The organism is Candidatus Binatia bacterium (genome assembly GCA_036563615.1).
In the GTDB taxonomy this organism is placed as follows: domain Bacteria; phylum Desulfobacterota; class Binatia; order UBA12015; family UBA12015; genus DATCMB01.
Map to the genome: position 1 here is coordinate 433,111 of DATCMB010000022.1, position 26,607 is coordinate 459,717.

General features: G+C 72.0%; 25 protein-coding genes. 6 read left to right on the forward strand and 19 right to left on the reverse strand.

Annotated features, from left to right (window positions below; translation table 11 throughout):
- Positions 1–28 precede the first annotated feature (28 nt).
- From VIS07_20470 to VIS07_20515, 10 genes are all read right to left on the reverse strand, one after another.
- Positions 29–826 carry a protein-L-isoaspartate(D-aspartate) O-methyltransferase gene (locus VIS07_20470; protein HEY8517893.1) on the reverse strand — a complete coding sequence of 266 codons (798 nt, stop codon included), beginning with the start codon at positions 824–826 and terminating at the stop codon, positions 29–31.
- A complete protein-coding gene (locus VIS07_20475) occupies positions 823–1,971 on the reverse strand; it encodes a lysylphosphatidylglycerol synthase transmembrane domain-containing protein (GenBank protein HEY8517894.1) in 1,149 nt (382 codons plus the stop codon). Before VIS07_20475 ends, VIS07_20470 begins: the two co-directional genes overlap by 4 nt.
- Complete coding sequence (locus VIS07_20480; protein HEY8517895.1) at positions 1,961–2,974, reverse strand: hypothetical protein; 1,014 nt, start codon at positions 2,972–2,974, stop codon at positions 1,961–1,963. The genes VIS07_20475 and VIS07_20480 overlap by 11 nt, the downstream gene beginning before the upstream one ends.
- A 46-nt stretch (positions 2,975–3,020) precedes the next feature.
- A complete protein-coding gene (locus tag VIS07_20485) occupies positions 3,021–4,064 on the reverse strand; it encodes an alanine racemase (protein ID HEY8517896.1) in 1,044 nt (347 codons plus the stop codon).
- 107 nt (positions 4,065–4,171) lie between these two features.
- Positions 4,172–4,864 (reverse strand): NUDIX domain-containing protein, encoded by a 693-nt coding sequence (locus VIS07_20490; GenBank protein HEY8517897.1) that lies wholly within the window; start codon positions 4,862–4,864, stop codon positions 4,172–4,174.
- Positions 4,861–5,868 carry a quinolinate synthase NadA gene (gene nadA, locus VIS07_20495; GenBank protein ID HEY8517898.1) on the reverse strand — a complete coding sequence of 336 codons (1,008 nt, stop codon included), beginning with the start codon at positions 5,866–5,868 and terminating at the stop codon, positions 4,861–4,863. Before nadA ends, VIS07_20490 begins: the two co-directional genes overlap by 4 nt.
- A gap of 117 nt (positions 5,869–5,985) precedes the next feature.
- Positions 5,986–7,350, reverse strand: coding sequence for a TldD/PmbA family protein (locus VIS07_20500; GenBank protein ID HEY8517899.1), 1,365 nt, complete (start codon positions 7,348–7,350; stop codon positions 5,986–5,988).
- Entirely contained in the window at positions 7,347–8,804 is a 1,458-nt protein-coding gene (tldD, locus tag VIS07_20505) for a metalloprotease TldD (protein ID HEY8517900.1), read from the reverse strand. Before tldD ends, VIS07_20500 begins: the two co-directional genes overlap by 4 nt.
- Positions 8,801–9,274 carry a (deoxy)nucleoside triphosphate pyrophosphohydrolase gene (locus VIS07_20510; GenBank protein HEY8517901.1) on the reverse strand — a complete coding sequence of 158 codons (474 nt, stop codon included), beginning with the start codon at positions 9,272–9,274 and terminating at the stop codon, positions 8,801–8,803. Before VIS07_20510 ends, tldD begins: the two co-directional genes overlap by 4 nt.
- A complete protein-coding gene (locus tag VIS07_20515) occupies positions 9,271–10,098 on the reverse strand; it encodes a tetratricopeptide repeat protein (protein ID HEY8517902.1) in 828 nt (275 codons plus the stop codon). Before VIS07_20515 ends, VIS07_20510 begins: the two co-directional genes overlap by 4 nt.
- A gap of 175 nt (positions 10,099–10,273) precedes the next feature.
- Here VIS07_20515 and VIS07_20520 point away from each other — a divergent pair, with 175 nt between their 5' ends.
- Positions 10,274–11,287, forward strand: coding sequence for a bifunctional oligoribonuclease/PAP phosphatase NrnA (locus VIS07_20520; protein HEY8517903.1), 1,014 nt, complete (start codon positions 10,274–10,276; stop codon positions 11,285–11,287).
- Positions 11,288–11,356: 69 nt separating this feature from the next.
- On the opposite strand, the gene queG is transcribed toward VIS07_20520, so the two are convergent.
- The gene (gene queG / locus VIS07_20525; GenBank protein HEY8517904.1) at positions 11,357–12,478 is read right to left on the reverse strand and encodes a tRNA epoxyqueuosine(34) reductase QueG; all 1,122 of its coding nucleotides are present in this window, start codon (positions 12,476–12,478) and stop codon (positions 11,357–11,359) included.
- A gap of 500 nt (positions 12,479–12,978) precedes the next feature.
- On the opposite strand from queG, the gene VIS07_20530 reads away from it, so the two are divergent.
- Positions 12,979–13,707 carry a FliA/WhiG family RNA polymerase sigma factor gene (locus tag VIS07_20530; protein HEY8517905.1) on the forward strand — a complete coding sequence of 243 codons (729 nt, stop codon included), beginning with the start codon at positions 12,979–12,981 and terminating at the stop codon, positions 13,705–13,707.
- On the opposite strand, the gene VIS07_20535 is transcribed toward VIS07_20530, so the two are convergent.
- From VIS07_20535 to VIS07_20545, 3 genes are read right to left on the reverse strand one after another with little or no spacing between them, the layout of a single operon-like run.
- Positions 13,637–14,425 (reverse strand): molybdenum cofactor guanylyltransferase, encoded by a 789-nt coding sequence (locus VIS07_20535; GenBank protein HEY8517906.1) that lies wholly within the window; start codon positions 14,423–14,425, stop codon positions 13,637–13,639. The two genes, VIS07_20530 and VIS07_20535, sit on opposite strands and share 71 nt — an antisense overlap.
- Positions 14,426–14,438: 13 nt before the next feature.
- The gene (locus VIS07_20540) at positions 14,439–15,344 is read right to left on the reverse strand and encodes a PfkB family carbohydrate kinase (protein HEY8517907.1); all 906 of its coding nucleotides are present in this window, start codon (positions 15,342–15,344) and stop codon (positions 14,439–14,441) included.
- Between the two features lie 56 nt (positions 15,345–15,400).
- Positions 15,401–15,997: a 5-formyltetrahydrofolate cyclo-ligase gene (locus VIS07_20545; protein ID HEY8517908.1), complete on the reverse strand. Its 597-nt coding sequence runs from the start codon at positions 15,995–15,997 to the stop codon at positions 15,401–15,403.
- Positions 15,998–16,102: 105 nt separating this feature from the next.
- On the opposite strand from VIS07_20545, the gene metK reads away from it, so the two are divergent.
- On the forward strand, positions 16,103–17,296 hold the full coding sequence (gene metK, locus VIS07_20550) for a methionine adenosyltransferase (protein ID HEY8517909.1): 1,194 nt from the start codon (positions 16,103–16,105) through the stop codon (positions 17,294–17,296).
- Between the two features lie 12 nt (positions 17,297–17,308).
- On the opposite strand, the gene VIS07_20555 is transcribed toward metK, so the two are convergent.
- Both VIS07_20555 and VIS07_20560 read right to left on the reverse strand, forming a co-directional pair.
- A complete protein-coding gene (locus VIS07_20555) occupies positions 17,309–18,025 on the reverse strand; it encodes a DNA-3-methyladenine glycosylase (protein HEY8517910.1) in 717 nt (238 codons plus the stop codon).
- Between the two features lie 2 nt (positions 18,026–18,027).
- Positions 18,028–18,582, reverse strand: coding sequence for an SCP2 sterol-binding domain-containing protein (locus VIS07_20560; protein HEY8517911.1), 555 nt, complete (start codon positions 18,580–18,582; stop codon positions 18,028–18,030).
- Positions 18,583–18,867: 285 nt separating this feature from the next.
- Between VIS07_20560 and VIS07_20565 the strand changes: the two genes are divergently transcribed.
- The gene (locus tag VIS07_20565; protein HEY8517912.1) at positions 18,868–20,004 is read left to right on the forward strand and encodes an MFS transporter; all 1,137 of its coding nucleotides are present in this window, start codon (positions 18,868–18,870) and stop codon (positions 20,002–20,004) included.
- 7 nt (positions 20,005–20,011) lie between these two features.
- Here the strand turns inward: VIS07_20565 and VIS07_20570 are convergent, their stop codons facing one another.
- A complete protein-coding gene (locus VIS07_20570; protein HEY8517913.1) occupies positions 20,012–22,756 on the reverse strand; it encodes a hypothetical protein in 2,745 nt (914 codons plus the stop codon).
- Positions 22,757–22,892: 136 nt separating this feature from the next.
- Between VIS07_20570 and VIS07_20575 the strand changes: the two genes are divergently transcribed.
- Positions 22,893–24,536, forward strand: coding sequence for a hypothetical protein (locus VIS07_20575; GenBank protein ID HEY8517914.1), 1,644 nt, complete (start codon positions 22,893–22,895; stop codon positions 24,534–24,536).
- A 70-nt stretch (positions 24,537–24,606) separates the two neighbouring features.
- On the opposite strand, the gene VIS07_20580 is transcribed toward VIS07_20575, so the two are convergent.
- Together VIS07_20580 and VIS07_20585 are read right to left on the reverse strand one after the other, a co-directional pair.
- The gene (locus VIS07_20580) at positions 24,607–25,521 is read right to left on the reverse strand and encodes an SMP-30/gluconolactonase/LRE family protein (protein ID HEY8517915.1); all 915 of its coding nucleotides are present in this window, start codon (positions 25,519–25,521) and stop codon (positions 24,607–24,609) included.
- 224 nt (positions 25,522–25,745) lie between these two features.
- On the reverse strand, positions 25,746–25,952 hold the full coding sequence (locus tag VIS07_20585; protein HEY8517916.1) for a hypothetical protein: 207 nt from the start codon (positions 25,950–25,952) through the stop codon (positions 25,746–25,748).
- Positions 25,953–26,110: 158 nt separating this feature from the next.
- Here VIS07_20585 and VIS07_20590 point away from each other — a divergent pair, with 158 nt between their 5' ends.
- Entirely contained in the window at positions 26,111–26,596 is a 486-nt protein-coding gene (locus VIS07_20590) for a GNAT family N-acetyltransferase (GenBank protein ID HEY8517917.1), read from the forward strand.
- Positions 26,597–26,607 lie beyond the last annotated feature (11 nt).

Here is a 26,607-nt window from a genome sequence, read left to right on the forward strand (position 1 = left end):
GCGACGCGGCGGGCGTCGCGCAGCGTCGTCAGTCCTCCGGCGACTCGTCCGGCGATGCGGGAACCATCGGCACGAAGCGCACGGCGCCGAGGCTCTCGCGGGTCAGCGTCCCGCCGCGCTTGGTCCAGCGGTAGAGCATCTGGTCGACCTCGCCGAGCGGGGCGACCAGGATGCCGCCGTCGGCGAGCTGCTCGACGAGCGCCGCGGGCAGCTCGGGCGGCGCCGCGGTGAGGATGATGCGATCGAACGGCGCCTTCTCCGGCCAGCCCTGGTAGCCGTCGCCGATGCGGACGTGGACGTTGTCGAAGCCGAGGTCGGCGAGCCGCTTGCGCGCCTCCTCGCCGAGCGGTGCGACGATCTCGACCGAGTAGACCTCGCGCGCGAGCCGCGACAGGATCGCCGCCTGGTAGCCCGACCCGGTCCCGACCTCGAGCACGCGCTCGCGGCCGGTGAGGTTCAGCGCGTCGGTCATGATCGCGACCACCGTCGGCTGCGAGATCGTCTGCCCGTGGCCGATCGGGTAGGCGTGGTTGCCGTACGCTTCGAAGAGTCCCGCGCCCGGCATGAAGAGGTGCCGCGGTACCGCGCGCAGCACGTCGAGGACGCGGGACGAGATCCACGGGTCGCGGCGCGCGACCTCGGTCACGAGCTCGTCGCGCAGCTTCGCGGCCTCGGGGGTGTCGCCGCGCAGCGCCGCGCTCGGGGTAGGTGCGGGCGGCGTCGGCGTGCCGGTCTCCGCGTGCGCCGTGCCGAGCAGCGGTACGCCGAGCCCCAAGCCGACGAGCAGGGCGGCCGCGAGGCCGCTCGCGAGCAGCGCGGCGCTCATGCGACCTCCCCGCGCGCGACCCGCAGCATGCTGCGGAAGAAGGCCAGGCTCACGACGAACGGCACGCCGTAGTACGCGAGGCGGAAGAGCAGCACGGCGATCACCGTCTCCTCCATCGGCGTGCCGAGCGCGACGAAGACCGTCGTCATCGATCCTTCCATGATGCCGATGCCGCCCGGCGCCAGCGACACCATGGAGAACAGGATGCCGACGGCGAAGCCCACCGTGACCAGCGGGAAGGGGATGTTCAGGTGCACGCACCAGAAGCAGCCCCACAGCACGGCCAGCGTCACGATCCAGTCGAGGACGATCCACACCACCGGCAGCACCATCTGCCGCCAGTTGGCGAGGATGAAGGCGAAGCCGCGCTCGATGTTGAGCTGCAGCCGCCACAGGCGGATGCGCCGCGGCGTACGATGGTGGGGCAGCACCTTGCGCGCGATGAGGTGGCTCGCCTCGAGGCCCCAGAACAGCACGCGGCGGCGCACGCCGCGGTGCAGGAGCAGGAGCAGCGCGAGCAGCGTCGCGACGACGAACAGCGCGAGCAGCACCGCCGCCGACACCAGCGCCGCGGTGCCGAGCGACTCGTGCGTGAGCAGGAAGACGAAGCCCATCGCGAGAAAGATGAGCAGCGTCAGGTTCGTGATCAGACCCTGGACGAACGAGATCGTGACCGCGCGTCCGACCGGGATGCCGAACTGGCGGAAGAAGAACATCCGCAGCGCGAAGCCCGAGAGCCCGCCCGTCGCAATGATGTAATTGACGATGTTCGAGACGAAGGTGATGCGCAGCATCGGCACGTAGCCGATCGGCGTGCCGGCGGCGCGCGCGATCCCCTCGTACGACATCGCCATCAGCACGTAGCTGAGCAGCGTCGTGCCGATCGGCACGAGCAAGCGCGGCCACGCGATGGTGGACGCGACGTTCAGCAGCTCGCGACCGTCGCTGTAGAAGAACAGCAGGCCGAAGCCGATGACGGCGAAGGTGATGGTCGCGAGCAGGAGGCGGCGGCTCGAGTAGCTCGACAGATCCGACGCGGGCGCGAGACCGGCCGCGGCGACGGCGTCCGGTGCGCCGTTGCTCTCCTCCGCGGGGCTCTGCGGTGGCCGACGCGCGCGGCGCGCCGGATCGGTTTCAGCGCGCACGCGCACCCAACGCCACCCGAGGGCCGCTCGAGCGGCTCCGCGTCGACCACGCGACGACGCCGCCGATCGGCCCGCCGAGGAGCGCGCCGACCACCGCCGCGCCCGCGAGCTCGCGGAAGGTCGGCTGCGGCGAGCCGATGCTGGGGAAGGTGTAGGCGCCGACGAACGACGCGGCGGTCGCGATGACCAGCGACGCCGCCGTGTCGGCCGCTCCGGTCGCACGATCGAACCACACGGCGCCGGCGAGCAGCGCTGCGCCGATCAGCAAGGTGAGCCACCACGACGGCAGGCGGTGCGGGTGCAGCGACAGCGTCAGCCTGCGCTCCGCCTGACCGTCGATGCGCAGCGCCGAGACGCGAAGATCTTCACGCTTCGGGTTCTCGACCACCACCGTGGTCGCCTGGCGCTCGCGCAGCACCTCGACCGACTGGCTGCGGCTCTGCCGCTGGCGCTGCCAGGTGTGCTTGAACTCGCCCTGGAAGGTCTGCGGCGAGGTCTGGTCGCCATCGAGGGTGATCGAGTAGCGCGCGGCGCGCGCCCCGCCCGGATCGGCGGCGAAGAGGTGGCCGTCGATCAGCATGTCGAAGCGGCGCACCTCGCTGGTCGGCAGCGTGATGGGCAGGTTCTCCGGCGTCGCGTCGACGGTGAACCAGCGCTCGGCCGGGTAGATGCGTCGGTGCACGGGATAGAACATCGCGATGAGCCACAGGGCGCCGTACACGGCCGCGAGGGCTCGCTGGCGCGGCGCCAAGCGGTGCGCGTAACGCATCGGGAAGAAGAGCACCATGCAGAACAGCAAGAACGCGCAGGCGGCGAGCGCGGGCCGGGTCGCGATCACGTCGAGCAGCCCGAGGATGTAGAGCAGCAGGAAGACGAGCGCGCCGATCAGCGGCGCGAGGAAGGTCCTGAGGGCGTCCTTCAGCGATGCCGGGCTGCCGCGACGCAGCGGCTTGCGGCGAAACGGAGCCCCGACGCGGCGGCGCGCAGGACGGGCGGGGGGCATACCGAAACCGTAGCACGCGCCTTCCGCGCCGAGAAAGCTGGCGGTCTCACCAGCCGCGCAGGTCGATCGCCCACGTGTCGAGCACGCGCTCGCCGTCCACGAGGTACGCGCGCTCGTGGTACGCCATCGTCGGATCGACGTGCGCCGGCCACACGCGGATGCGGTCGCCGACGCGCAGCGAGCGCGCGTCGCGCGGCGCGTCCGGCGGCTCGCCCTCGACGCGGATCCGCGTCTCGTCGTCGAGGCCGAAGGTCAGGTGCTCGTCGGAGCAGAACCACACCTTGGCGCCGTCGAGCGTCGGGTTGCCGTGGTCCATCCCGAACGCCTTCAAGCCGCAATCGGCGACCGCGTAGCCGGGCGACACCGAGATCACCGTCGCGAGCACGCTCAGCGCCTGGCGGAACGGCAGCCCGAGTCGCGCGTACGCGGTGTCCATCAGCGCGTACGATCCCGCCTGGATCTCGCTCGCCCACACGTTGACGTCGTACGTCCCCGTGCCGCCGGCGGAGATCAGCTCGCCGCCGACCTCGGCGTGCGCCGCGAGCAGGAGCTGCATCGCCTGCTCGGTCTTGCGCGTGCGCAGCTCGCGGTCCTCGAGGCCGACGACGTGCCCTTCGTAGCCCATCACGCCACGCACGCTGAGCCCGGAGCGGCGCGCGAGGTCCGCGAGGCGACCCGCCGCGGACGGATCGCAGCCGCAGCGCGGCAGGCCGACGTTGACGTCGATCAGCACCTCCTTGATGCCGCCGCGCGCGGCGGCGGCGATGGTCTCCGGCGAGTCGACCGCGAGCGTGACGCGCGCCTCGACCCGTCCGAGCCGGCGCGCGTCCGCGAGCTCGTTCGCGAGCAGCAGGTCCTGGCCGAGCCCGGCGGCAGCGAGCCCCTCGACCTCGCGCACGGTCGCGCAGGTGAACGCCTGATGGCCGTGCTCCGCCTGCAGGCGCGCGAGCGCCACGCACTTGTGCGCCTTGACGTGCGGACGCAGCCGCGCTCCCGGCAGCGCCACCGACATCGTCGCGAGGTTGTGCTCGAGGTCGCGTCGCTCGATGAGCAGCGCCGGGGTGGTGAGGTCGAGCGTCGTGGTCTTCACGTGTCGGGTATGCGCCAACGTCGGCGCGGCGACAAGGACGGCTCGCGCGTGGCGCGCTCACCGCGCAGGCCGCGCCGTGAGGGCCGTCCCGGGCTCGGACGAAGCGCTCAGCCGTGCGCGCGCTCGCCCGCCATCGCCAGATCGATCGGGCGGCGGACGGCGAAGCGGTAGAGGCGCGCCGGGCGGTGTGCGCCGTGCCGCGTCTGGGCGAGCGGCGTCAAGAGCCCGAGCGCCAGCATGCGCTTGCGGAAGTTGCGGCGGTCCAGCGGGCGTCCGAGCACCGCCTCGTAGACCTGCTGCAGCTCGGCGAGCGTGAACGTCCGACCGATCAGCGCGAAGGCGAGGTTGGTGTAGGCGAGCTTGCCGCGCAGGCGCTCGATCGCAACGCGCGCGATCGTCGCGTGGTCGTAGGCGAGGCGGGGCAGGGCGTCGCACGGGTGCCAGCTGATCCCCGGCGCCTCCATCGGCTGCGCGAGCAGCGCGAGGTACGCGACCGACACGACGCGCGACGCCGGGTCGCGTCCCGGCTCGCCGAAGGTGTAGAGCTGCTCGACGTGCGCGCCGCTGCGCGGCAGATGGTGCTCGAGCCAGCGCGCCGCGGCGTCGTCGAGCGACTCGCTCTCGCGCACCCGACCGCCCGGAAAGGCGAGGCGGCCGCGCTCACGGCCGCTCGTCACCGGCACGAGCGCCGCGTGCAGCTTCCCGTCCGTGACCGCGAGCGGGACGACGTCGACCGCCACGCCGACCGTCGCGTCGCGGTGCGCCCTCGCGCGCACCGTCTGCGCGGTGCGCTTCGTCAAGCGGAGAGTTCCAGCATCCGGCGCAGCGAGCGCTCGGCGCCGGCGCGCACGTCCTCGTCGAGCTCGATCGGGTAGCGCATCTCCTGCAGCGACTTCAGCGTGTCCTCGAGCGTGATCATCTTCATGTACGCGCACAGCTTGCAGCTCTTGTAGAAGCGCTTCTCCGGCAGCTCGAGCAGCAGCCGATCGGACAGCCCGCACTCGGTGACGACCAGGAACTCGGTGGCGGGACTCTCCTTCGCGTAGCGGATCATGCCGCTCGTCGAGAGCACGGCGTCGGCGCGCTCGATCACGTCCTCGCGGCACTCGGGGTGCACCAGCACCTTGACGTGCGGCATGTGCTTGCGGACGGCCTCGATCTGCTCCGGCGTGATCTGGTGGTGCACGTAGCAGTTGCCGTTCCAGGCGATGATGTTCTTGCTGGTGTTCTGCTGGACGTAGCGGGCGAGGTTCTCGTCGGGGACGAAGAGGATGTTCTGGCTCGGCAGCGCCTCGACGATCTTGACGGCGTTCGCCGACGTGCAGCAGACGTCGCACACCGCCTTCACCGCGGCGGTGGTGTTGACGTAGCAGACCACCTGCAGGTCGGGGTACATCGCGAGCAGCTCGCGCTTGCGCTCCTCGAGCTCGTCGGCGTCGACGCTGTCGGCGAGCGAGCAGCCGGCACGCAGGTCGGGCAGCAGCACGGTGCGCGTCGGGTTCAGGATCTTCGCCGTCTCCGCCATGAAGTGGACGCCGCAGAAGACGATGACGTCGGCGTCGACGGTGGTGGCCTTCTGCGCGAGCTCGAGCGAGTCGCCGACGAAGTCCGCGACCTCGAAGATCTCCGGCCGCTGGTAGTTGTGCGCCAGGATCACGGCGCGGCGCTCGCGCTTGAGCCGCTGGATCTCGGCGACGGTGGACGCGATGCGCTCACACGCCTCCGGGGTGTAGGTCGCAGGATCGCCGAGAGCAGCGAAGCTCTCGTAGAGCTCCTGCGCGGACGGCGTGCTCGCTTCGTTCATCGGAGGTCCCTTCGTGGCCCGTGCGGGCCGTACTTTGCGTATGGATTACGCATACTCGGCGGGAGACGGCGCCGCAACAGGCTGGATCCGGCTTTTCGCGCGCTCCGCGAGGCGGCGTCAGCGTCCGGCGACGGTCATCTGCCGGATCTTGATCGTCGGCGACGCGATGCTCGAGCGGAAGGTGAGGTCGTCGGCGACCATCTCGATGTCGCGCAGCATCTGGAGCAGGTTGCCCGCGACCGTCACCTCCTCGACGGGGTGCGTCAGCTTGCCGTTCTCGATCCACAGCCCCGACGCGCCGCGCGAGTAGTCGCCGGTGACGCCGTTCACGCCGAAACCGGAGAGGCCGGTGACGTAGAGGCCGCGCTCGACCGAGGCGATCACCTCCTCGGGCGTGCACGTGCCCTTCTCGAGGTAGAAGTTGGTCGGGCTCGCACCTGGGACGTCGCCGACCGAGCGCGCCGCGTTGCCCGTCGTCGCGAGCCCGAGCTTGCGCGCGGAGTAGGTGTCGAGCAGGTAGCTCTTCAGCACGCCATGCTCGATGACGACGTTGCGTCGCGTCGCGACACCCTCGGCGTCGAACGGGCGCGAGGCGAGGCCGCGCAGCATGCGTCCGTCGTCGACGATGGTGACGAGCGGGCTCGCGATCTGCTGGCCGACCTTGTCGAGCAGGAACGAGGCACGGCGGTAGAGCGCGCCGCCGCACGCGGCGCTCGCGACGTGCGACAGCAGCGTCGCCGCGGTCTGTGGATCGAACACCACCGGCACCTGCTGCGTCGGCACCTGCTTCGCGCCCAGCCGACGCAGCGCGCGCTCCGCCGCCTTGCGTCCGATGCTCTCCGGATCGGCGAGGCGCGCGAGCGAGCGCGACGCGTCGTACCAGTAGTCGCGCTGCATGCTGCCGTTCTCCGCCGCGACCGGCGCGACCGACAGCGAGTAGCTCGTCGTGCGGTAGCTGCCCGAGAAGCCGAGGCTCGAGACGTAGGCGACGTGCGACGAGGACAGCGCGAACTCCGCGCCCTCGGAGTTCACGAGCCGCGGATCGGCGCCGAGCGCCGCCGCCTCGCAGCGCCGCGCACGCTCGACGCGCTCCTCCGGCGACAGCTCGAGGCCCGCGGGATCGGCGATCTCGAGCTCCGGGAAGTCGCGCGCGAAGAGCGACGGATCGGGCAGCCCGGCGAGCGGATCCGGCGCCACGGCGCGCGCCATCTCGACCACCTGGCTCGCGAACGCGTCGAGCGCGTCGGGCGAGAGGTCGGCGGTCGAGGCGACGGCACTCGCCTGGCCGACGAAGCAGCGCAGACCGAGGCGACGCTCGCGCGACAGCTTGACGGTCTCGACCTCGCCGAGACGCACCGCGGTCGACGACGACTCGATCTCGATCATCACCGCGTCGCAGGCGGTCGCGCCCGCGCGCCGCGCGCGCTCGACGACCGCCGCCGCGACGTCGACCGGCTCGTGGGCCACGGACCGCTCGCTCACGTCCGCGTCCCTCCGACGGTGATGCCGTCGATGCGCACCGTCGGCAGCCCGACGCCGACCGGCACCGACTGTCCGTCCTTGCCGCACACGCCGACGCCCTCGTCGAGCTTCAAGTCGGCGCCGACGCGCGTGATCCGCGTCAAGACATCCGGGCCGTTGCCGATCAGCGTCGCGTCCTTGACCGGCGCGCCGATCTTGCCGCCCTCGATCAGGTAGGCCTCGCTCGCGGAGAAGACGAACTTGCCGTTCGTGATGTCGACCTGGCCGCCGCCGAACGACACCGCGTAGAGCCCGCGGTCGACCGAGCGGATGATGTCCTCGGGGTCGTCCTCGCCCGCGAGCATGAAGGTGTTCGTCATGCGCGGCATCGGGTAGTGCATGAAGCTTTCGCGCCGTCCGTTGCCGGTCGGCGCGACGCCCATCAGGCGCGCGTTCAGGCGGTCCTGCAGGTAGCCGACGAGACGGCCCTTCTCGATCAGCACGTTGCGCCGCGTCGGCGTGCCCTCGTCGTCGACGTTGAGCGAGCCGCGGCGCGAGGGCAGGGTGCCGTCGTCGATCACCGTGCAGAGCTCGGACGCGACGCGCTCGCCCATGAGCTTCGAGAACGCCGACGTGCCCTTGCGGTTGAAGTCGCCCTCGAGCCCGTGGCCGACCGCCTCGTGCAGCAGCACGCCCGGCCAGCCAGGGCCGAGCACGACCGTCATCTGCCCGGCGGGCGTGTCGACCGCGTCGAACGCGACGACCGCCTGCCGCGCGGCCTCGCGCGCGTACGCGAGCGCGCGCTCCTCGTCGCCGAGCAGGAACTCGAACCCGACGCGTCCGCCGCCGCCGAACGATCCCGAGTGCCGTCGTCCGCCATCCTCGGCGATGCACGTCACCTGCAGGCGGAGCAGCGGCTGGCGGTCGCTGACCAGCTCGCCCGCCGAGTTCGCGATCAGCACGAGCTTGTCCTCGATCGACAGCGACGCGATGACGTTGGTGATGCGCCGGTCGAAGGCGCGCGCCTCGCGGTCGACCCGCTCGAGGAGCGCGATGCGCTCGGGCAGCGGACGCACCAGCGCGTCGGGCGCGACCGGGTAGAGGTCGTGCGGCGCAGCACCCTGGCCGCGGCGCAGGTCGACCGCGGTGCTCGACGCGCCCGAAGCCGCGATCTGCCGCGCGTGCTGCGCCGCGAGCTGCAGACGCTCCGCCGTCACCTCGTCGGAGTAGGCGTAGCCCGTCTTCTCGCCGGCGAGGACGCGCACGCCGACACCTTGCGAAACGCTGTGCGTCGTCTTCTTCACCAGGCCCTCTTCGAGGGCGACGCTCTGCACGGTGCGGAACTCGAAGTAGAGGTCCGCGAAGTCGGCGCGGCGCGCGAGCGCGGAGCCGAGCGTGGCCTCGAGCGTGCGCGCGTCGAGCCCGAAGCGGTCGAAGAAGAACGTCTGCGGTGCGAGCTCTTCCGGCTGTGTCATCGATCCTCGTCGGTCTTTCTCGGGCGTGAGCCCGTAGAGTCGAGCATGTGTCGCCTGGCGGCCGTGTCAAGCATCTCGCGTCGCCGGAGCAGCTCGATCAGCGGCCGGTCGGCAGCGAGGAAGTCGAGCTCGCAGAGACGCGCGATCGGGAGCCAGCGGATCTGCTCGAACACCCGATTCTCGATGGTACCGCGATGGCTCGTGATCGCGAAGAAGTGGACCCGCACGTACGGCCCGTTCGGGTAGACGTGCTCGACGCTCGCGATGCGCGGGCCGACGGTGACGCGGATGCCGAGCTCCTCGGCGAGCTCGCGCTCGAGGCACGCTTCCGGCGACTCGCCGGGCTCGAGCTTGCCGCCCGGAAACTCCCACTTCAGCGGGTGCGCGCTCGCGTCCGCGCGCCGCTGGCAGACGAGCACCTGCTCGCCGTCGCGCAGCAGGCCCGCCGCAACCTCCACCGGCGCGCTCACTGCAGCGTCGGCGCCTGGCGCTTCAGCTTGACGAGCGCCTCGCGGATGACGTCGCCCTCGGGATCGTTCGGCACGAGCCGCAGGTAGCGCTCGAAGTCGGCGACCGCGGCGTGCGGGCAGTCGAGCCGCTGGTAGAGCGCGCCGCGATCGCGCAGCCAGAGCGGGTTCGTCGGATCGAGGTGGACGAGCCGGTCGACGACCGCGAGCGCCCGCGTGAAGTCCTTGCGCTGCAGGTGGTTCGCCTTGAGGTTGCCGAGGATGCGCACGAGCACCGCGCGCGTGTCGGGCGGTGCTGCGACGAGGCGTGCGACCTGCGCGTCCGCGTCCTCGACCCCCATCTGCGCGAGCCACGCCGCGAGCGTCGCGCGCTCGACGACCCGTCCGCTCGCGAACGGATCGAGCAGCACGTCGGCGTGGCGCACGAGGAAGTGGCCGGGCGCGTTGACGCCGTAGACCGGCTGGCCGAGCCGCGTGCCGACCGCGATGTAGACCACGGCGAGCGTGATCGGGATGCCGCGGCGGCGATCGATGACCTCGTTCAGGTAGCTGTTGCGCGGGTCGTAGTAGTCTTCGGTGTCGCCCGCGAAGCCGAGGCGCTCGAAGAGCTCCGCGCACATCGCGCGCCGCGCGTGGTCCGGCGTCGGCGTGTCCCCGAGCTCGCGACGAACGCGCTCGGCGACGTCGTCGAGGAAGGCGAGGTAGCGCGCGCGGTCGAGGTCCGGATACTCCTCGGCGGCCACGAGCAGCGCGGCCGCGGCAAGGTCGGTGCCGGGGTGCGCAGCGCTGCGGTAGAGGGCGCCGCGGATCTCGTCGATGGAAGGCATCCCCTGTCCGATCGGTCTAACACCCGCTCGCGTCGCCGACCAACGCAGTCGCTGCGGCGGGAGGTTCGACGCTGCGCGCCACGAGCCAGGGCTCGACGGGGTGGACAAGGGAGCCTGGCAATCAGTATAGATGCGCTTCTGCGGCGGCGCCTTCGCGCCCGCCGCATCGCACTCCATGGGCCAAGCCAAGGGACCACTGGTCTCACTTCTGGCCGCGGTCGCGGGACCGCAGCCTCTCGTCATCCTGCCCCACGACAACCCGGATCCCGACGCGCTCGCCAGCGCCGCCGCGCTGCAATACATCCTGCGCGAGCTCGCCGGCAAGGAATCGGTGATCGCGCTCGGCGGCATCATCGGCCGCGCCGAGAACCGGGCGATGGTCAAGTATCTGAACATCAACCTGGTGCCGGTGAAGGAGGTCGACCTGAAGCCGGACAGCCAGGTGGCGCTGGTCGACACCCAGCCCGGGCGGACGAACAACTCGCTACCGCAGGAGGTCCGTCCGACCGTGGTGATCGATCACCATCCGCCGTACAGCTCGACCGACGGCATTCCGTTCGTCGATCTGCGCGATCAGTACGGCGCGACGTCGACGATCCTCACCGAGTACCTGCGCGACTCGCACCTGACCGTCGAGAGCAAGATTGCGACGGCGCTGTTCTACGGCATCGCCGCCGAGACGCAGGACCTCGGACGCGAGGCGACGCCTGCCGACTTCGCGGCGAGCCACTTCCTCTACCCGTACGCGAACAAGCGCCGCCTCGGAAAGATCGAGAACGCGCGCGTGCCGCGCGAGTACTTCCGCACCTTCCGCGACGCCATCGAGGAAGCCGTGGTGTACGACAAGGTCGTCATCTCCGACCTCGGCGACGTCCTCTATCCGGACATGGTGGCGGAGGTCGCGGACTTCCTGCTGCGCCTCGACGAGGTCGAGTGGGCGCTCGCCATGGGCTGCTACAAGAAGTGCCTCTACGTCTCGCTGCGCACCACCGACCGCGAGGCGAACGCCGGCGAGATCCTGCAGAAGGTGCTCGGCAGCCGCTCGGCGGGCGGCCACGACATGATCGCCGGCGGCAAGGTGCGCATCGACGGCAACGGCCTCGAGCGCGAGAAGATCGCGGTGCGGGTGAAGGATCGCCTGCTGCGCCGGATCGGCGTCGAGGGCGCGAACCCCTGGGACCTGGTGTAGCGCTCGTCGTGTAGCGAGCGTTACGCGGACGTTGGGGCGACGCTTCCGCGTCGGCCGGCGGCGCGGCTCTCAGCCGACGCCGTCGAGCGCGTCGCGCGCCTCCGCGCGCACCGCTTCGTCGGGATCGTGCAGCGCCCGCTCGAGCGCCGCGCACGCGCCTTGCGGGTCGACGTCGCGCAGCCGTCCGAGCGCCCAGGCGACGTGCTGGCGGACGAGCGGCGCGTCGTGGGAGCGGAGCGCCTCGGCCAGCGCCGGCACCGCGTCCGGGTTGCCGGTGTTGCCGAGCACGACCGCCGCGTTGCGCGCGAGCCCGATGCGTCCGGTACGTCCGGTGCGGCGCAGCGCGCTCGCGCCATAGCGCGCGGCAAAGCCTTCCTCGTCGAGCGCGAGCAGCATGCGCAGGTCCGGTGCGAGCTCGTCGAGGTCGGGGCCGACCTCGTCGCGGTTCCACGGGCACGCGATCTGGCACAGGTCGCAGCCGAACACCCACTCGCCGAGCAGCGATCGCAGCTCGCGCGGGATCGCGCCGCGATGCTCGATCGTCAAGTACGAGATGCAGCGCCGCGGCTCGAGCAGGTAGCCAGGCTCGATGGCGTTCGTCGGGCAGGACGCGATGCAGCGCGTGCACGTGCCGCAGCGGTCGGGGACCGGTGCGTCGGGATCGAGCTCGAGGCTCACCAGCAGCTCGCCGAGGAACGCGTACGAGCCCTCGTCCTCGCTGAGCGTCAGCGTGTGCTTGCCCGTCCAGCCGACGCCGGCGCGCGCGGCCCACTCGTGCTCGAAGACCGCCGCGGTATCGACGAAGCCCGCGGCGCGCGCGCCGGGCGCGATCTCCTCGACCGCCGCAGCCCAGCGCGCAAGGCGTTCGCCCATGACGTCGTGGTAGTCCGGTCCGGCGGCGTAGGCGGCGACGCGACCGCGCAGCTCGCGTCGCCAGTCGACGCGCGGCGGAGGAGGCGCCGCGTACGGGAAGAACGCGCTGATCACCGAGCGCGCCCATGGATAGCGCGTGCGCGGATCGAGCCGCACCTTCACGTGGTGCAAGAGGAAGCGCATGTCACCCGCGCGTCCGTCGTCGAGCCAGCGACGGAAGAACTCGTCGCGCTCGACCCGGCCGATCGTCGCAACGCGCGGACGCACGAAGCCGAGCTTCTCTCCAGCCGTGAGAATCTCGCGCTTGATGTGTGCCATCTGCGCCACGCTCACTGTGCCGCGAGCGGCACCGCGCGCCACGCGTGACGCGTCGGTGTGGCAACGCGGTGTCGCGTCGGCCGGTGACGCGTCTCGTCGCCGGGGGCGGCAATCGATTGTCGCGCGTCAATCGCTTGCCGGTGCCGCACTGCGTCCGCCACGCGCTCGACGATACCTGCGCGACGCATGGGAAGGTTGCGTAGAGATCCCGCAGAAGGTCGCAAGTTCAAAGGCTTGGAGACGCTCGACAAAGCGTCTGCGGAGCCCTTCCGCGACACCTCTCCGGCGCCGCGAAACGTCCTCGAAGACGCGGCACGGGCGTTGCTCAGCCGCCGCATTGCAGCCGGCCGCGAACGCAGGATGCGGCGACGGGGGAGACCATGATTCGCAGTGCAGCGAGGCCCGAGACGAGCAAGCGGAAGGCGAAGGATGCGAAGACGACGCGGCGCGGACCGTCTCGCAGCAAGGACGCGAGCGCGCGAAGCGGCACGGAGCGCCCGGTGAAGGAGGAGGACGTCACGGCGTACCTCCCACTCGTGCGTCAAGTGGTGCAGCAGGTGCAGGCTGCGCTTCCGGCGTCGATCGAGCACGACGAGGTGATGAGCTGGGGCGTCGACGGTCTGCTCGACGCGTTCAAGAAGTACGATCCGTCGAAGGCGACCCACTTCCAGACCTACGCGCGCATCCGCATCCGCGGCGCGATCCTCGATCAGCTGCGCTCGCTCGACTGGGTGTCGCGCACGGTGCGCCAGAAGGCGAACCACCTCTCGCGCGAGGCGCAGAAGCTCGAGCATCATCTCGGGCGTCAAGCATCGCACGACGAGCTCGCGTCCTCGATGGGGATGTCGATCGACCGTCTGCACGAGCTGATGAGCGAGGTCGGCGACCTCGCCATGATCTCGCTCGAGGACGTGGCCTTCGGTCGCAACAACGAGCGCCTCGGCTTCGAGGACTACATCGCGGCGCAGACGGGCGATCCGATGGCCGCGCTGCTGTCGCGCGAGCGCGCGGGCGCCGTCGCGAACGCGATCCAGCAGCTCCCCGAGAAGGAGCGCCTGGTCATGCCGCTGTACTACCACGCCGAGCTGACCATGAAGGAGGTCGGCGCTCGCCTCGGCATCACCGAGTCGCGCGTCTCGCAGCTCCACACGCAGGCGATCACCCGCCTGCGCTCGATCCTCTCGAGCTACGTCCAGGATACGCTGCCGGACCCCGTGGCCGCGCACTGAGCGCGGGCGCGAAGCGCTCGGCGGCAATCGCCCGCGCCGACGCGTAGTCGGCGCGGGAGTTGACGTTCACGAAGCTGAGCCCGTCCGGATCGAGCGCGCGCAGCTCGCGCTCGTCGAGGACGGCGCAACGCACGCGGTCGAGGCGGGCGGTCGGCCGTAGCTGTCCTTCGCCGAGCTGACGCGCGTAGTGCGCCGCCATGGTCGACACCCGATACGCGGCGACCAGCGGCTCGAGGTAGCCGCGCCAGCGCGCGAGGACGACATCGGGGCGCGTGCGCGCCTCGCAGCGCGCGAGCACCTCGGCGACCACCGCAGGCGCGAGGAACGGCTGGTCGCAGGCGGTGACGAAGGCGACCTCGCCGCGCGCCGCGGCGAGCGCGCTCGCGAGCCCGGAGCACGGTCCGAGGTGCGCGTGCGCGTCGTGCACGATGCGCACCCGCGGACGCAGCGCGAAGGTCGCGCGGCCACCGAGCGCGCGCCAGGTGCGCGCGAGCCGGGTCGCGAGGCGCCGCAGCTCGTCGAGCAGACCGTCCGGCAGCGCGTCGGGCGGGGCCGCGACGATCAGCAGCTCGTCGCACGACGGCGCGAGCGCGCGCGCGACGTGCACCAGCAGCGGCTCGCCGCCGAGCTCGAGCAGCGCCTTCGGACGGCCGATGCGGCTCGAGCGGCCGCCCGCGAGGATCGCGCCGCTGCGCACGCTGCCGGCCGCGCGGGTCATGCCGCGAGCCGGCTCAGGCGCCGGTGAAATCCGTCAAGCGCACGAAGGCCTGGTAGCGCGCCTCGATGTCGGCGGGCGACACCTCCCACAGGCGCTGCATGCCGAAGCGCTCGACCACCAGCGACGCCATCACGCTGCCCTGCGCGATCGCGCGGCGCAGCCCGGACGACGTCGCGCCGTGCCGCGCGAGGTAGCCGAGCAAGCCGCCCGCGAACGTGTCGCCGGCGCCCGTCGGGTCGAAGACCTCCTCGAGCGGATAGGCCGGCATCGCGAAGATCGAGCCCTCCTCGAACGCGAGGACGCCGTACTCGCCGCGCTTGATGAGCAGCCGCTGCGGGCCCATCTTGCGGATCTTGTGCGCGGCGCGCACCAGGTTGTGCTCGCCCGACAGCTGACGCGCTTCCTCGTCGTTGATGATCAGCATGTCGATCTGCGAGAGCACGCGCTCGACCGCGGGACGCGCGTTGTCGAGCCAGAAGTTCATCGTGTCGCACGCGACGAGCTTGCGTCGCCGGAGCTGACGCAGGACCGAGAGCTGCAGCTCGGGGTCGATGTTGCCGAGGAAGACGTACTCGAAGTCGCGGTACGACTCGGGCAGCTCGGCGCGGAACTGGGTCAGCACGTTGAGCTGGGTGTCGAGCGTGTCGCGGTTGTTGAGGTTCTCGTGATAGCGGCCCGACCAGCGGAAGCTCGGCCCGTCGCCGACCGTGACGCCCGTCAAGTCGACGCCGCGGCTCGCGAGCCGATCGAGCGTCTCCTTCGGGAAGTCGTTGCCGATGATCGCGCAGACCGCGGTGGGGCTGGAGAAGCTCGCCGCGAGCGCGGCGTAGGCGGCCGACCCGCCGATCTCGTTCTTGACGGAGCCGGCGGGGGTTTCGATGTCGTCGAAGGCGAGCGTGCCGATGATCAGGAGCGACATGCGGCGTTCTGTATCTGCTCGCCCGTGCGCGTGCCACCGGGCCGCGACGGCGTGGCTCAGCCGGTGGTCAGGAGGCCGGCGTCGGTGAGGACCGCGTCGACGCGCTGGTCGTGGGGCTCGACCGGCAGCTCGTCGAGCAGGCTCGTCGCGTGGCACACGCCGACGATCGTCCAGCCGAGCGCCCGCAGCCGCGGGATCAACCGGTCGTAGTCGCCGCCGCCGCGGCCCAGGCGGGCCCCGCGACGGTCGAGCGCGACCGCGGGGGCGAGCAGCACGGCCGGCTGCGGCAGCGACGCGAGCTCGCACGCGGCGCCGCACGGCTCGAGGATGCGCGCCGGCCCGCTCGGCGCGAGCTCCGCGCCCTCCGGGGTGACGACCAGCTCGAGCCGCCCCGGGGCGGCCCGCCGCGGCAGCAGCACGGTCGCGCCGCGCGCCCGCGCGGCCTCCAGCACCGGCGCCACGTCGATCTCGCCGTCGCAGGCGACGTAGCCGGCGACCGTCTGCGCCCGCTCGATCGCAGCGCTGCCGGCCGCGATGCGGGCGACCGACGCCGAGGCGTCGGCCAGCGCGCCCTCCGGGAGGGCGCGGCGAGCCGCCCGCAACTCCGCGCGGAGACGCTTCTTTTCCTCGAGGACCGACGACCCGGCAGGCAAACCTTTCCTTCTGTACCGGAACCGGTTCGCCTGTTACAGTCCGCCGATCACCGCGGCGCAGGCCGGCTGCCGCACCATTTTCGTCTCCAGGGAGAACACCGCTCGATGGCGCTCAAGAACTTTTTCTTCACCTCGGAGTCCGTCTCCGAGGGGCATCCGGACAAGATGTGCGATCTGATCTCCGACGCCGTCGTCGACGAGATCCTGCGCCAGGACCCGAAGGCGCGCATCGCGTGCGAGACGCTGTGCAAGACGGGCATGGTGGTGATCGCCGGCGAGATCACGACCAACGCGAAGATCGCCTACAGCGAGATCGCCCGCGAGACCATCAAGGAGATCGGCTACACGTCCTCCGAGATGGGCTTCGACTACGACACCTGCGCGGTGCTCACCGCCATCGACCGTCAGTCGCCCGACATCAGCATGGGCGTCACCAAGGAGAACGAGGCGGAGCAGGGCGCGGGTGACCAGGGCCTGATGTTCGGCTTCGCGTGCAACGAGACGCCCGAGCTGATGCCGCTGCCGATCTCGCTCGCACACCGTCTCGTCAAGCATCTCACGCAGATCCGCAAGGAGCACCCGCAGCAGTACCCGTTCCTGCGTCCGGACTCGAAGTCGCAGGTCACCGTGCAGTACGTCGACGGCAAGCCGGCGAGGGTGCGCAACGTCGTCATCTCGACGCAGCACAGCGAGGACGTGACGAACGAGAAGCTGCGTCAGGTGATCATCGACGACGTCATCAAGCAGGTGATCCCGAAGCACTTCCTGACGCCGGAGACCGAGTTCCACATCAACCCGACCGGCCGCTTCGTGGTCGGCGGTCCGAAGGGCGACTGCGGCCTCACCGGACGCAAGATCATCGTCGACACCTACGGCGGCTACGGGCGTCACGGCGGCGGCGCGTTCTCGGGCAAGGACCCGTCGAAGGTCGACCGCTCGGCCGCGTACATGGGCCGCTACATCGCGAAGAACGTCGTCGCGGCGGGGCTCGCCGAGCGCTGCGAGGTGCAGATCGCGTACGCGATCGGCATCGCGCGCCCGATGTCGGTGCTGATCGACACCTTCGGCACCGGCGTGGTGCCCGACGAGCAGATCGCCGACGCCGTGCTCGAGATCTTCGACCTGCGCCCCTACGGCATCATCAAGACGCTCGACCTGCTGCGCCCGATCTACAAGAAGACCGCAGCGTACGGCCACTTCGGCCAGGCGCCCGAGGGCGGCTTCTTCACCTGGGAGCGCGAGGACAAGGCGCCCGTCCTCGCCGAGCGCTTCGGGCGTCAGGTTCCGAAGCGCGCCTGAGGCCTCGGCGCGTCACTCGCTGCGCGGCGGCCGCGACACGCTCGGGTTGCCGCGCAGCGAGAAGCGCCAGGGCAGCTCGGCCCACGGCCCCGCGTAGTCGACGCCGATGCGGCGCGACCTGACGACGTCGCTGCGATCGGGGAGGCCGCAGCGCGGCCGGTAGATGCGCAGCGCGCTCGTGCGCAGATCGGCGCCGTTGAGCGACCGGTCGATGCCGAGCGCCTTGGTCAGGTTGCCCGGACCACGCGCGAGCGCCGCGTCCGGCACACGCGCGCCGCGGCGGGCGCGCATGAGCTCGAGACCGTGCACCGGCTCGAGCGCGCGCAGCAGCACGGCTTCGGGAACGTCGCGCGTCGCAGCGACGACGTTCACGCACCAGTGCATGCCGTAGATGAAGTAGACGTAGGCGACGCCGCCCTCGCCGTACATCACCTCGTTGCGCGCCGTGCGTCGACCGCGCGCCGAGTGCGCGGCGAGATCGTCCGGTCCGCAGTACGCCTCGACCTCGACGATGCGTCCCGCGACGAGACCTTCCGGCGTCTCGTGCGCGAGGATCAGGCCGAGCAGGTCCGGCGCGAGCTCGAGCGCCGGACGGCGGAAGAAGGAGACGGGTGGCGTCGTGCCGAGCGAGCGCGGCGCCGGGGCGTTCGTGGTGCTCGACGGCTCCGGTGGCGTCGCTCGGCGCGCAGCGGCGCGCGCGCGCCGCTGCGCGTCTTCGCGTGCGAGCAAGCTCAGCTCTGGAGAGCCATCCCGACCTGCATCATGAAGCCCATGTCGCCTTCGATCTTCAGCTTGCCGGTCATGAAGGCTTCCTGCGGGTTCATCTTGCCCTCGGCCATCGCGAGCTGATCGGCGAGCGCCACGGTGACCTTGGCGCGCGGCGTCGCGGCGCCGTTGAAGCAGATCTCGATCTTGAACGGATCGCCGTCCGGACGGGTGAGGTTCTGCTCGACCGTGCCGCGCAGCGCCTTCACCGCCGGGCTCATGCCCGAGCGCGACCCCTGCCGGCGCGGCGGCACGATCAGCGCCGGCGCGGCGCCGTTGCGCGCGTTGATCGCGTCGAGCGCGTCCTTCGCGGAGACGGTGTAGGTGACGAGCGCGTTCTCCGGCTTGCCGCGCTCGACGGTCATCTTGCCGCCGGCGACCTTGAGCGTCCACTCGCCGCCGCCGTCGCCGGTCACGACGTAGCACAGGGTCGCCTCGTCCTGAGCGTTCTGGGCCTCCGCTGCGAAGCCCTCGGGAACCACCTTCTCGAAGAACTCCGCGACCGTGATCTCTTCAGCCATGCTTGGATCTCCTTCTTCTGGGGAGGAGGGCGTGCGCGAACGACTTGGCGATGCGCTCGCCGCAATGGAACGATGGTCGGTACGACAGGTCGTGCGCCGTGGTCGTCCGGCTCGCTTCGCGAGGCGAGCGTTGAGGGCGTCCGGGCGCTCTGGTAGCGCGGTATACGCTCGGCCCTTCCGGGCGGCAAGAGCGTAGCGACCAGGAGCGCAGTCACGGACACCACCGAGGCACCGCGCACCGTCGCTTCCCACGAGCAGGAGCCGCCGCTCTACACGCGCAACTTCGTGCTCGCGGCGATCACCCACTTCACGGGTGGCATGTCGACGGGCATGTTCATCCTCTACCCGCTGTTCCTCGCCCACCTCGGCGCGGACGAGCTCCTGATCGGGCAGGTGATGGGCCTCGGCGCGGCGGCGGCGGTGGCGACGCGCCCGATCGCGGGACATCTGCTCGACGTCCTCGGAGGACGGCGGACGCTGCTCTGGGCCGGGCTCGTCAATCTCGCGAGCATCGTGCCGCTCGCCTTCGTCGGCGTGATCGGCGCGCCGCTGCTCCTGCTCACCGTCCTGCACGCGATCGCCGCCGGGACGCTGTTCGCGAGCTACTTCACCTATGCCGCGCACATCGTGCCGCTCGCGCGCCGCATCGAGGGCGTCGCGATGTTCGGCGTCGCGGGCATGCTGCCGAACGGGCTCGCGCCACCGCTCAGCGAGTTCCTGATCGACCGCGCCGGCTTCGCCGCGTACTTCGCGTGCGCCGCGGGCTTCACCGCGGTGTCGCTGCTCTTCACGCTGCTGCTCGAGGACGCGCGCGGCGAGCACCCGGCGCCGACCGAGCGTCCGCGCGCGAGCGTCTGGCTGCGGCTCGTCGTGCTGCCCGAGCTGCGCGTCGTCTACCTGACGACGTTCCTCTTCGGCGTCGGGCTCGCGGCGATCTTCACGTTCCTCGCGCCGTACGCGGTCGCGGCGGGGCGCGGCGAGGTCGGCGGCTTCTTCTTCGCGTACGCCATGGCGGCGATTCTGACGCGCGTCGTCGGCGGACGGATCCCCGAGCGGGTCGGGCCGCGGAACGTGCTCGTCCCGGCGCTGCTCGCCTACGCGATCGGTCTCGCGCTGACGCCGTTCACCAGCACGCAGCCGCCGCTGCTCGCGCTCGGCGCGCTGTGCGGCGCGGGGCACGGCTACGCGTTCCCGATCTTGAACGTGCTCACCGTCGCCCGCACGCCGGGGCACGTGCGCGGCGCCGTGGTCAGCCTCTACACCGCGATGATCGACCTCGGGCAGATGGCGGGCGCGCCGCTGCTCGGCGCGATCGCGATGCGGAGCTTCCCGGCGATGTTCTTGACGGCGGCGGGCGCGCTGGTGCTGGCGGTGCTCGCGGTGCGCTTCGCCGACCGCCCTGGCGTGGTCGAGCGCGTGTAGCGCGCGCTCAGCCCGCGAGCTCCGGCAGCGTGCGCGTCGCCGCCGTGCAGCGCCGCGAGGCGGTGTAGATGCGCATCAGCCCCTCGCGGTCGTCCTCCCACACGACGACGCAGCGGGCCGCGTCGCCGTGGCCGACGACCGCGAGGTGCGGCTTGCCCTGGTAGCTCGGACCGTCGCCGGTGTCGTCGACCCGCTGCTCGCGCTGCGCCGTGCCGCCGCTCTCGTCGTCGAGCGCCGCGAACAGGATGTCGGAGTTGCCGCGGCGATCGTCCTGCCAGACGGCGAAGCCGCGCTCGCCGGCGCGCGCCAGCGCGACGTGGCTCTGGTAGCTCGGGCGGACGCGGTTCGGATCGAAGCCCTGCCACGAGCGGTCGAGCTGGCGGTCGGTGCGCCAGGTGGCGCCGTTGTCCGGGCTCTCGGCGACGAAGACGTTGGTGTCGGGCTCGCGCGCGCGGATGTCGGTCCAGGCGACGCGGATCGCGTTGCTGCGGGCGCGCGCGAGCGACGGCGCGTCGCAGATGCGCTCGAAGTCGGGGTAGCCGTTGACGCGCTGGTTCTCGCCGAAGCTGCGTCCGCCGTCGGTCGAGCGCGCGACGTAGACGTCCCAGTTGTAGTCGCGGAAGTCGACCCAGGCGACGTGCACCGTCTGGCCGACGGCGAGGATCGCGGGCGCCCACTTGTTGTCGAGGCTCGCGGCGAGCGGCGTCGGCTCGCCGCGGTCGACCCGCACGGCGGGTGCGAACGACGCGCCGCCCGGCGTGCCGCGCGCCGCGTAGACGTGCGCGAGCGCCACGCCGTCGGGGCCAGTGTCGCGCTCGTCGATCCAGGCGACGACCGGCGCGCCGTCGCCGAGCAGCGCGATCGCGGGCTGCCAGCGTCCGGCGGGCTTGTCGCCGCCGTCGACGCGCACGTCGCCCACGACCTTCGTGCCGTCGAGCGCGAAGCGCGCGAGCTCGATCCGCGCCGCGTCGTCGTCGGCGCCGCGCTCGAACGCCTGCCACACCACGTAGACGCCGTCCGCGCCGATCGCGACGTCGGGATCGAGCTCGCTACGCACGCCGGGCGCGGCGTCGCTCACCTTGATCGCCGGAGCGAAGCTGTCGCCGCCGTCGCGCGACAGCGCGAGGTAGATCTGCGGCAGCGCGCCGTCGCGCGTGTCGTCCCACACCACGGCGACGGTGCGTCCGCGCGCGGCGACGCGTGGGCGGCGCTGCCGTCCGTCGGGATGCGGGCTCACGGCGCGATTGACGCCGAACGACGTCGGGCGCCGCGTCGGATCGGGCTCGACCGGAACGCCGAGCCCCGCGCTCGGCCCCGGCGGGATGTCGAGGTCCGCCCACACGACCGCCTCGCGGTAGCCGTTCTCGCACGAGCCGACGGCGAGCGGGGACGGGCAGGGCACGCCCGAACCCGGCAGCAGCGGCGCGCCCGCGGCGGCGAGCTCCTCGCGCCGCTCGGCGAGCGTGCGCGCGGTCGAGCTCGGGTCCGGATCCGGCACGATCCACGGCGCGAGACGCAGGAAGCCCCGGTCCGCGAGCTGGCCGATGAAGCCGTTGTCCGGCGTGCGCGGCCCGGCCGGCGTCTTGTCGCGCCGGCGCACGAGGATCGCGCTCTGTCCGTCGAAGGTCGTGTCGAACAGGTTGCCGGTCAGGCTCGGCGCGACGTTGTAGAGGAAGCCGCCGCGAATTTGTAGATTGGCATAGCCGCCCGACTTGAAGACGTCCGGCGCCCACTCGCGCGTGTCGTACGCCCAGGTGCTGAACGCCTCGGACTGCAGGAGAAAGCTCGCGCCCTTCAAGTCGAAGCGCTCGTTGACGTCCGGCATCCAGGCGTCCTTCGAGATCACGACGCCGATCGCGCCGACCGGCGTGTCGAGCACGTCGAGGTCGCGCAGCGACGCGGACGCGAGGCTGAGCCCGCCGCCGGGCTTGTCGATCGTCTGCTCGATCGGCGTCAAGTAGACCTTCGGCACGCCGGACAGCTCGCCGCCCGTCTCGCTCGGCGCGCGCAGCGTGCCGCCGCGTCCGTCCGGCACGACGAGCTCGCCGTCGGGCGCGAACAGGAAGACGAAGTTGCGCGGCAGCGGCGAGGTCGCGACGTAGGCGTAGCTGCGCTCGGGCTCGTCGGGGTCGCGCAGCAGGGCGACGAGATCGGGGGCCTCGCTCGCCTCGACGCGGCGCGCGGGCGCGGCGTCGAACGACACGCTCACCCAAACGCCGTAGCGCATCGCGATCTCGCGGAAGGTCTCGTAGACCGAGCGGTAGAGCACGTCGGTGAGCGCGAGGATCAGCGCGCGGATCGGCTGCGCCTGCAGCTCGGGGTAGACGCCGCTGTAGTACGCGATCTGCTCGCCGTACGGACCGAGCAGGCTCGCGAACGCCTCGGTCGCCGTGCTCGCGGCGCGCGCCGTCGCGCCGCGCGAGCCGATCAGACCGGCGACGAGCCCGGTCGCCTCCGGGAAGTGGACGACGGCGAGCGGTGGCGCCGACGGGTCGTGCGGCGGCAGGTGGCTCGCGACGTCGTCGACTCCGGCCTGCACGAGGTCCGGCGTGCGCAGGCGCGCATCGACGAGCGCGAGCATCTTCGCGCGAAAGCTCGCGACCGTCTCCGCGTCGGCGACGCGCTGCTTGTGGCCGACCAGGAACACGCGCACGGTCTCGGCGGCGGCGCGCGGCGGCAGGGCGAGCGCGGTCGCGAGGACGAGAACGAGGAGGACGGGAAGGGCTGCGGGGCTGCGTCGGGAACGGTGCAAGCGCGAACGGTGCAGGCGCGAACGGTGGACGAGCATCGGACGGCTGCATAGCAGCTCCCTGGGCGCGACCGGAACCGCGAAACGGCTCGCGCTCCGCGCTTGAGCGGCCGCGGCCCGCCGTGCCATCTCGTCCCCGATGGACGCGACGCAGCGCAGGCTCGTGGCGCTCGCCCGCGAGGGCGACATGCAGCTTCGCTCGGCGGCGATCTTGCTCCTCGGCGAGCTGCGCTGCGACGAGCCTGCGGCGGTCGAGGCGGTGGCGGCGGCGCTCGAGTCGGGCAACGCCGTCCTGCAGGACTTCGGCCTCGCCTACGCGGAGAAGGTGGGCAGCGACGGGCTCCTGCCCGCGATCGTTCCGTTCCTCGCCGAGCCGCCGTCACCGGCGCGCGAGCGCGCGGAGCGCATCCTCGCCGCCGCCGGAGCGGCCGGCGTGTCGGCCGCGGCGGCGGTGCTGCCGAAGCTCGATCGCCGCAAGCGTGGTCCGGTCGCGGCGTGGATCGCGCACCAGCAGGGCAAGCGTCCGCGCGACGCGCTCCTCAAGCTGCTCGCCTCGCGCGACCCCGACGCGGTGCGCGAGGCGGCGCGGGCGCTGGTCGCCGCGAGCGCGCAGACCGACGAAGCGGGGCAGCGCGCGATCGCGGAGCGCCTCGCCGAGCGCCTCGGCGACGAGGCGCTGCTCGGCGACGAGCCGACGCTGCTCGCGCTCGTCGACCTCGCGGCGACGCTCGCGCGACCGGAGCTGCGCAAGGCGCTGCTCGTGCTCGTGCGCACGGCGAGCGGTCGCGCGCGCTCGGCGGCAGTGCGCGCGCTCGGCGCGGCGCTGAGCCACGGCAAGCCGACCGCCGCGGAGCAGCGCGTGCTCGTGGAGCTTCTGGAGGACGCCGACGAGTGGGTCGTGCGCGCCGCGGCCGACGTGCTCGCGGAGCAGCCGTTCGGCGCGGACCGCCTGCCGCTCCTGACCAGGCTCGCCGCCGTCGCGAGCCCCGCCGCGCGTCGCTTCGCGCTCGCGAAGATGGCGGAGATCGATTCAGGCGCGGTCGTCGCGACGCTTCTCGAGCACCTCGACGACGCCGACCACGGCGGCCGCACGGCGGCGCAGACGGCGCTCAAGCACGTCGAAGGCGCGCACGGCGTGCTGGTCAAGGCGCTCCTGCGCTGCGACGACGAGCGCCGCGCGTGGGTGCTCGCCGACATCCTCGCGACGCGTCGCGAGCCGTGGAAGAAGGCGCAGGCGGACGCGCTGCTCGAGCGGTTCGACGCGAGCCTCGCGCGCGACGACCGGCTGTGGAGCGCGCTGCTGCACGTCGTGCGCGCCGCCGGGCTCGAGGAGCGCGCGGCGAGCATGCTCGTCGAGCGCAGCGAGACGCTCTTCAAGAAGAGAAAATTCGCCGACGCCGCGCGGCGTCTCGCGCTGCGCTGCGAGCTTCCCGGCGCGGACGACGAGACGCGCTTCCAGCTCGCGCTCGCGCGTCTCAAGAGCGGCAAGCGCGACTGGATGGGGCTCGCGCGCCGGCGCGACGAGGCGCTGGAAACGCTCGCTGCGCTCGAGCGCGGCACGTTCCCGATCGCCGAGCGGCTGCGCAAGAGCCGCGCGCTCGGTCTCGAAGAGCTGTTCTACGTCGCGTTCAACCTCGCCGAGGAGGGGCCGACGCGCGCCGCGGCGGTCGAGCTCCTCCGTCACGTGGTGGCGAAGTCGCCGCGCACCAAGCTCGGCAAGGCGGCGCGCAACAAGCTGACCTTGCTCGAGCGCGCCGGCGCGCTCGCGGCCACGGCGACCTGACGGTCGCTCGCTGCTCGCCGCGGCGGCGCGAGCATTCAGGCGCGTCGCTCGCGCGCGGCGCGACGCTGCGTCAGGGCGCGTACAGCCGGTTGCCGCGGATGCCGACGCGCACCGACGCCACCGTCGAGCCGCTGCCCAGCTCGGGGAAGCCGAAGTTGGTGAAGTAGAGGCGGGTCGGGTCGCGGCCCGTGCCGAAGCCGAAGGCGAGGCTCGCGGGGCCGTAGACGTCGCCCGCGGTGACGAACGGCCGCGCCGCGGGCGCCTCCTCGGGAAGCACGACCCAGATCGAGCCCGCGCCCGCGACGAACAGGTGGCCGCGCTCGTCGAACGCGATGCCGTCCGGCAGCCCGAGCCCGCTCGCGTAGAGCTCGGGCGTCGAGAGCTCGCCGTCGTCGCTCTGCTGCATGCGCACGACGCGGTTGTTGAAGGTGTCGGCGACGTAGAGCAGCCCGTCGGGGCCGAACGCCATGCCGTTCGGCGTCGGGATCTCGCGGGTCAGCGTCTGGTACGTGCCGTCGATCTCGATCAGCGCGATCTGCGGGCGACCGCCGAGGCCCATCGCGGAGACGAGCGGACGCTGGAAGCGGTCGAAGACGATCGCGTTCGGGCTGTCGAGGCCGCTCGTCGCGACGCGCAGCACGCCGGCCTGGCTGATCGCGAGCACCTCGCCGGTCGTGAACGCGGCGGCGAAGATCTCGTTCTGCGGCCCGGTCGCGAGCCCTGCGAGCTCGCGTCCGGTCTCGAAGAAGACGTCCGTGAAGCCCTCGGGGAAGACGCGGACGATGCTGCCGGTCGACGTTCCGACGTACAGCACGCCGTTGCTGTCGAAGGTGAGCCCCTCGGGGCCCGCGAGGCCGGACACCTCGGTGGTGGCCGGCGGCGCCGGATTCGGCAGCTTGGGATCGGAATCGCCGCCACATGCCGCCGCGCCGAGCGCGAGCGCGATCGAGAGTGCCGCCCGGACGAGTCTGCCACCGCGCCTCATAGCCACCTCCTGGGGTCGCAAAGCGGCGCGCACGCTAGCGCATTTCTTTCCCGCGACGAAGCGGCACGGGACGAGGCTCGCGCGACGCGTGGGTCGGGCGGAGAGAGTGCTCGTGCGTGCGCCGTGCGGCACGCGGGCGCTTCCGCCGCGGACCACCCGTCACACGGACCGCATCGACCCGACCGCTGGCGCGAGCTCGAGGCCCCGCTCGGGGGCGGTGTCCCTCAGTGCTGGAAGGCCTTGGTCGGCAAGGGCTGCAACCCGCTCAGCGCCTCGACGAAGTGCCCGAACTCCTCCTCGCTGAGGTACAGGTCGATGCCGTGGTCGTAGAACGAGATGCTGACGTTCGCGCCGCCTTCGTCGTCGACGAAGCGGATCACGCGAAAGCAATCACACTCGTAGAGGGTGTCCTCGTCATCTCGTTGGCTCATGCGGCTCTCCCCGGGCCACGGCCCTAGGCAACGCAAGCCACGAACGACCCGCGTCGGTTCCTTGGTAACGGGTCGTGGTCTGCAATGCTACCGCCTTCGCCGCGCGACGCGTCGGTGATTCGCTTGCTGCGCGCTCGGGGGGCGGCGTAGCCTGAGCCGTGGTCGAGGTGCCGCTGCGCGAGCCGATCGAGCTCCGGCTGGGTCGGAAGGAGGACCGGGAGTTCATCGTCGAGCTCGCGACCGCGACCTTCGCGGCGCTCGGCGACTACCGCGCCACGATGTCGAGCTGGCTCGACGCGGCCGAGGTCGGCGCGGTGGTCGCGACCGAGGCGGGCCATCGACGCGGCTTCGCGCTGGTCGCCGTGCGCCAGGAGATCGGCTTCGGCCGCCGTCCGACGGCGGAGCTGCTCGCGATCGCGATCGCGCCGACGCAGCGGCGACGCGGCATCGGCCGCATGCTGCTCGAGCGCGCGGAGCTCCTCGCCCGCGGCTTCTCGGCGAGCGAGATGCGTCTGCACACGGCCGCGAGCAACGCGCGCGCGCAGCGCTTCTTCACCGCCGCGGGCTACCAGCGCACCCGCGAGCGCGCGGCGGCGTATCCGAGCGGCGAGCAGGCGCTCGCGATGGTGAAGGCGCTGGGCTGAAGCGCGCGTCG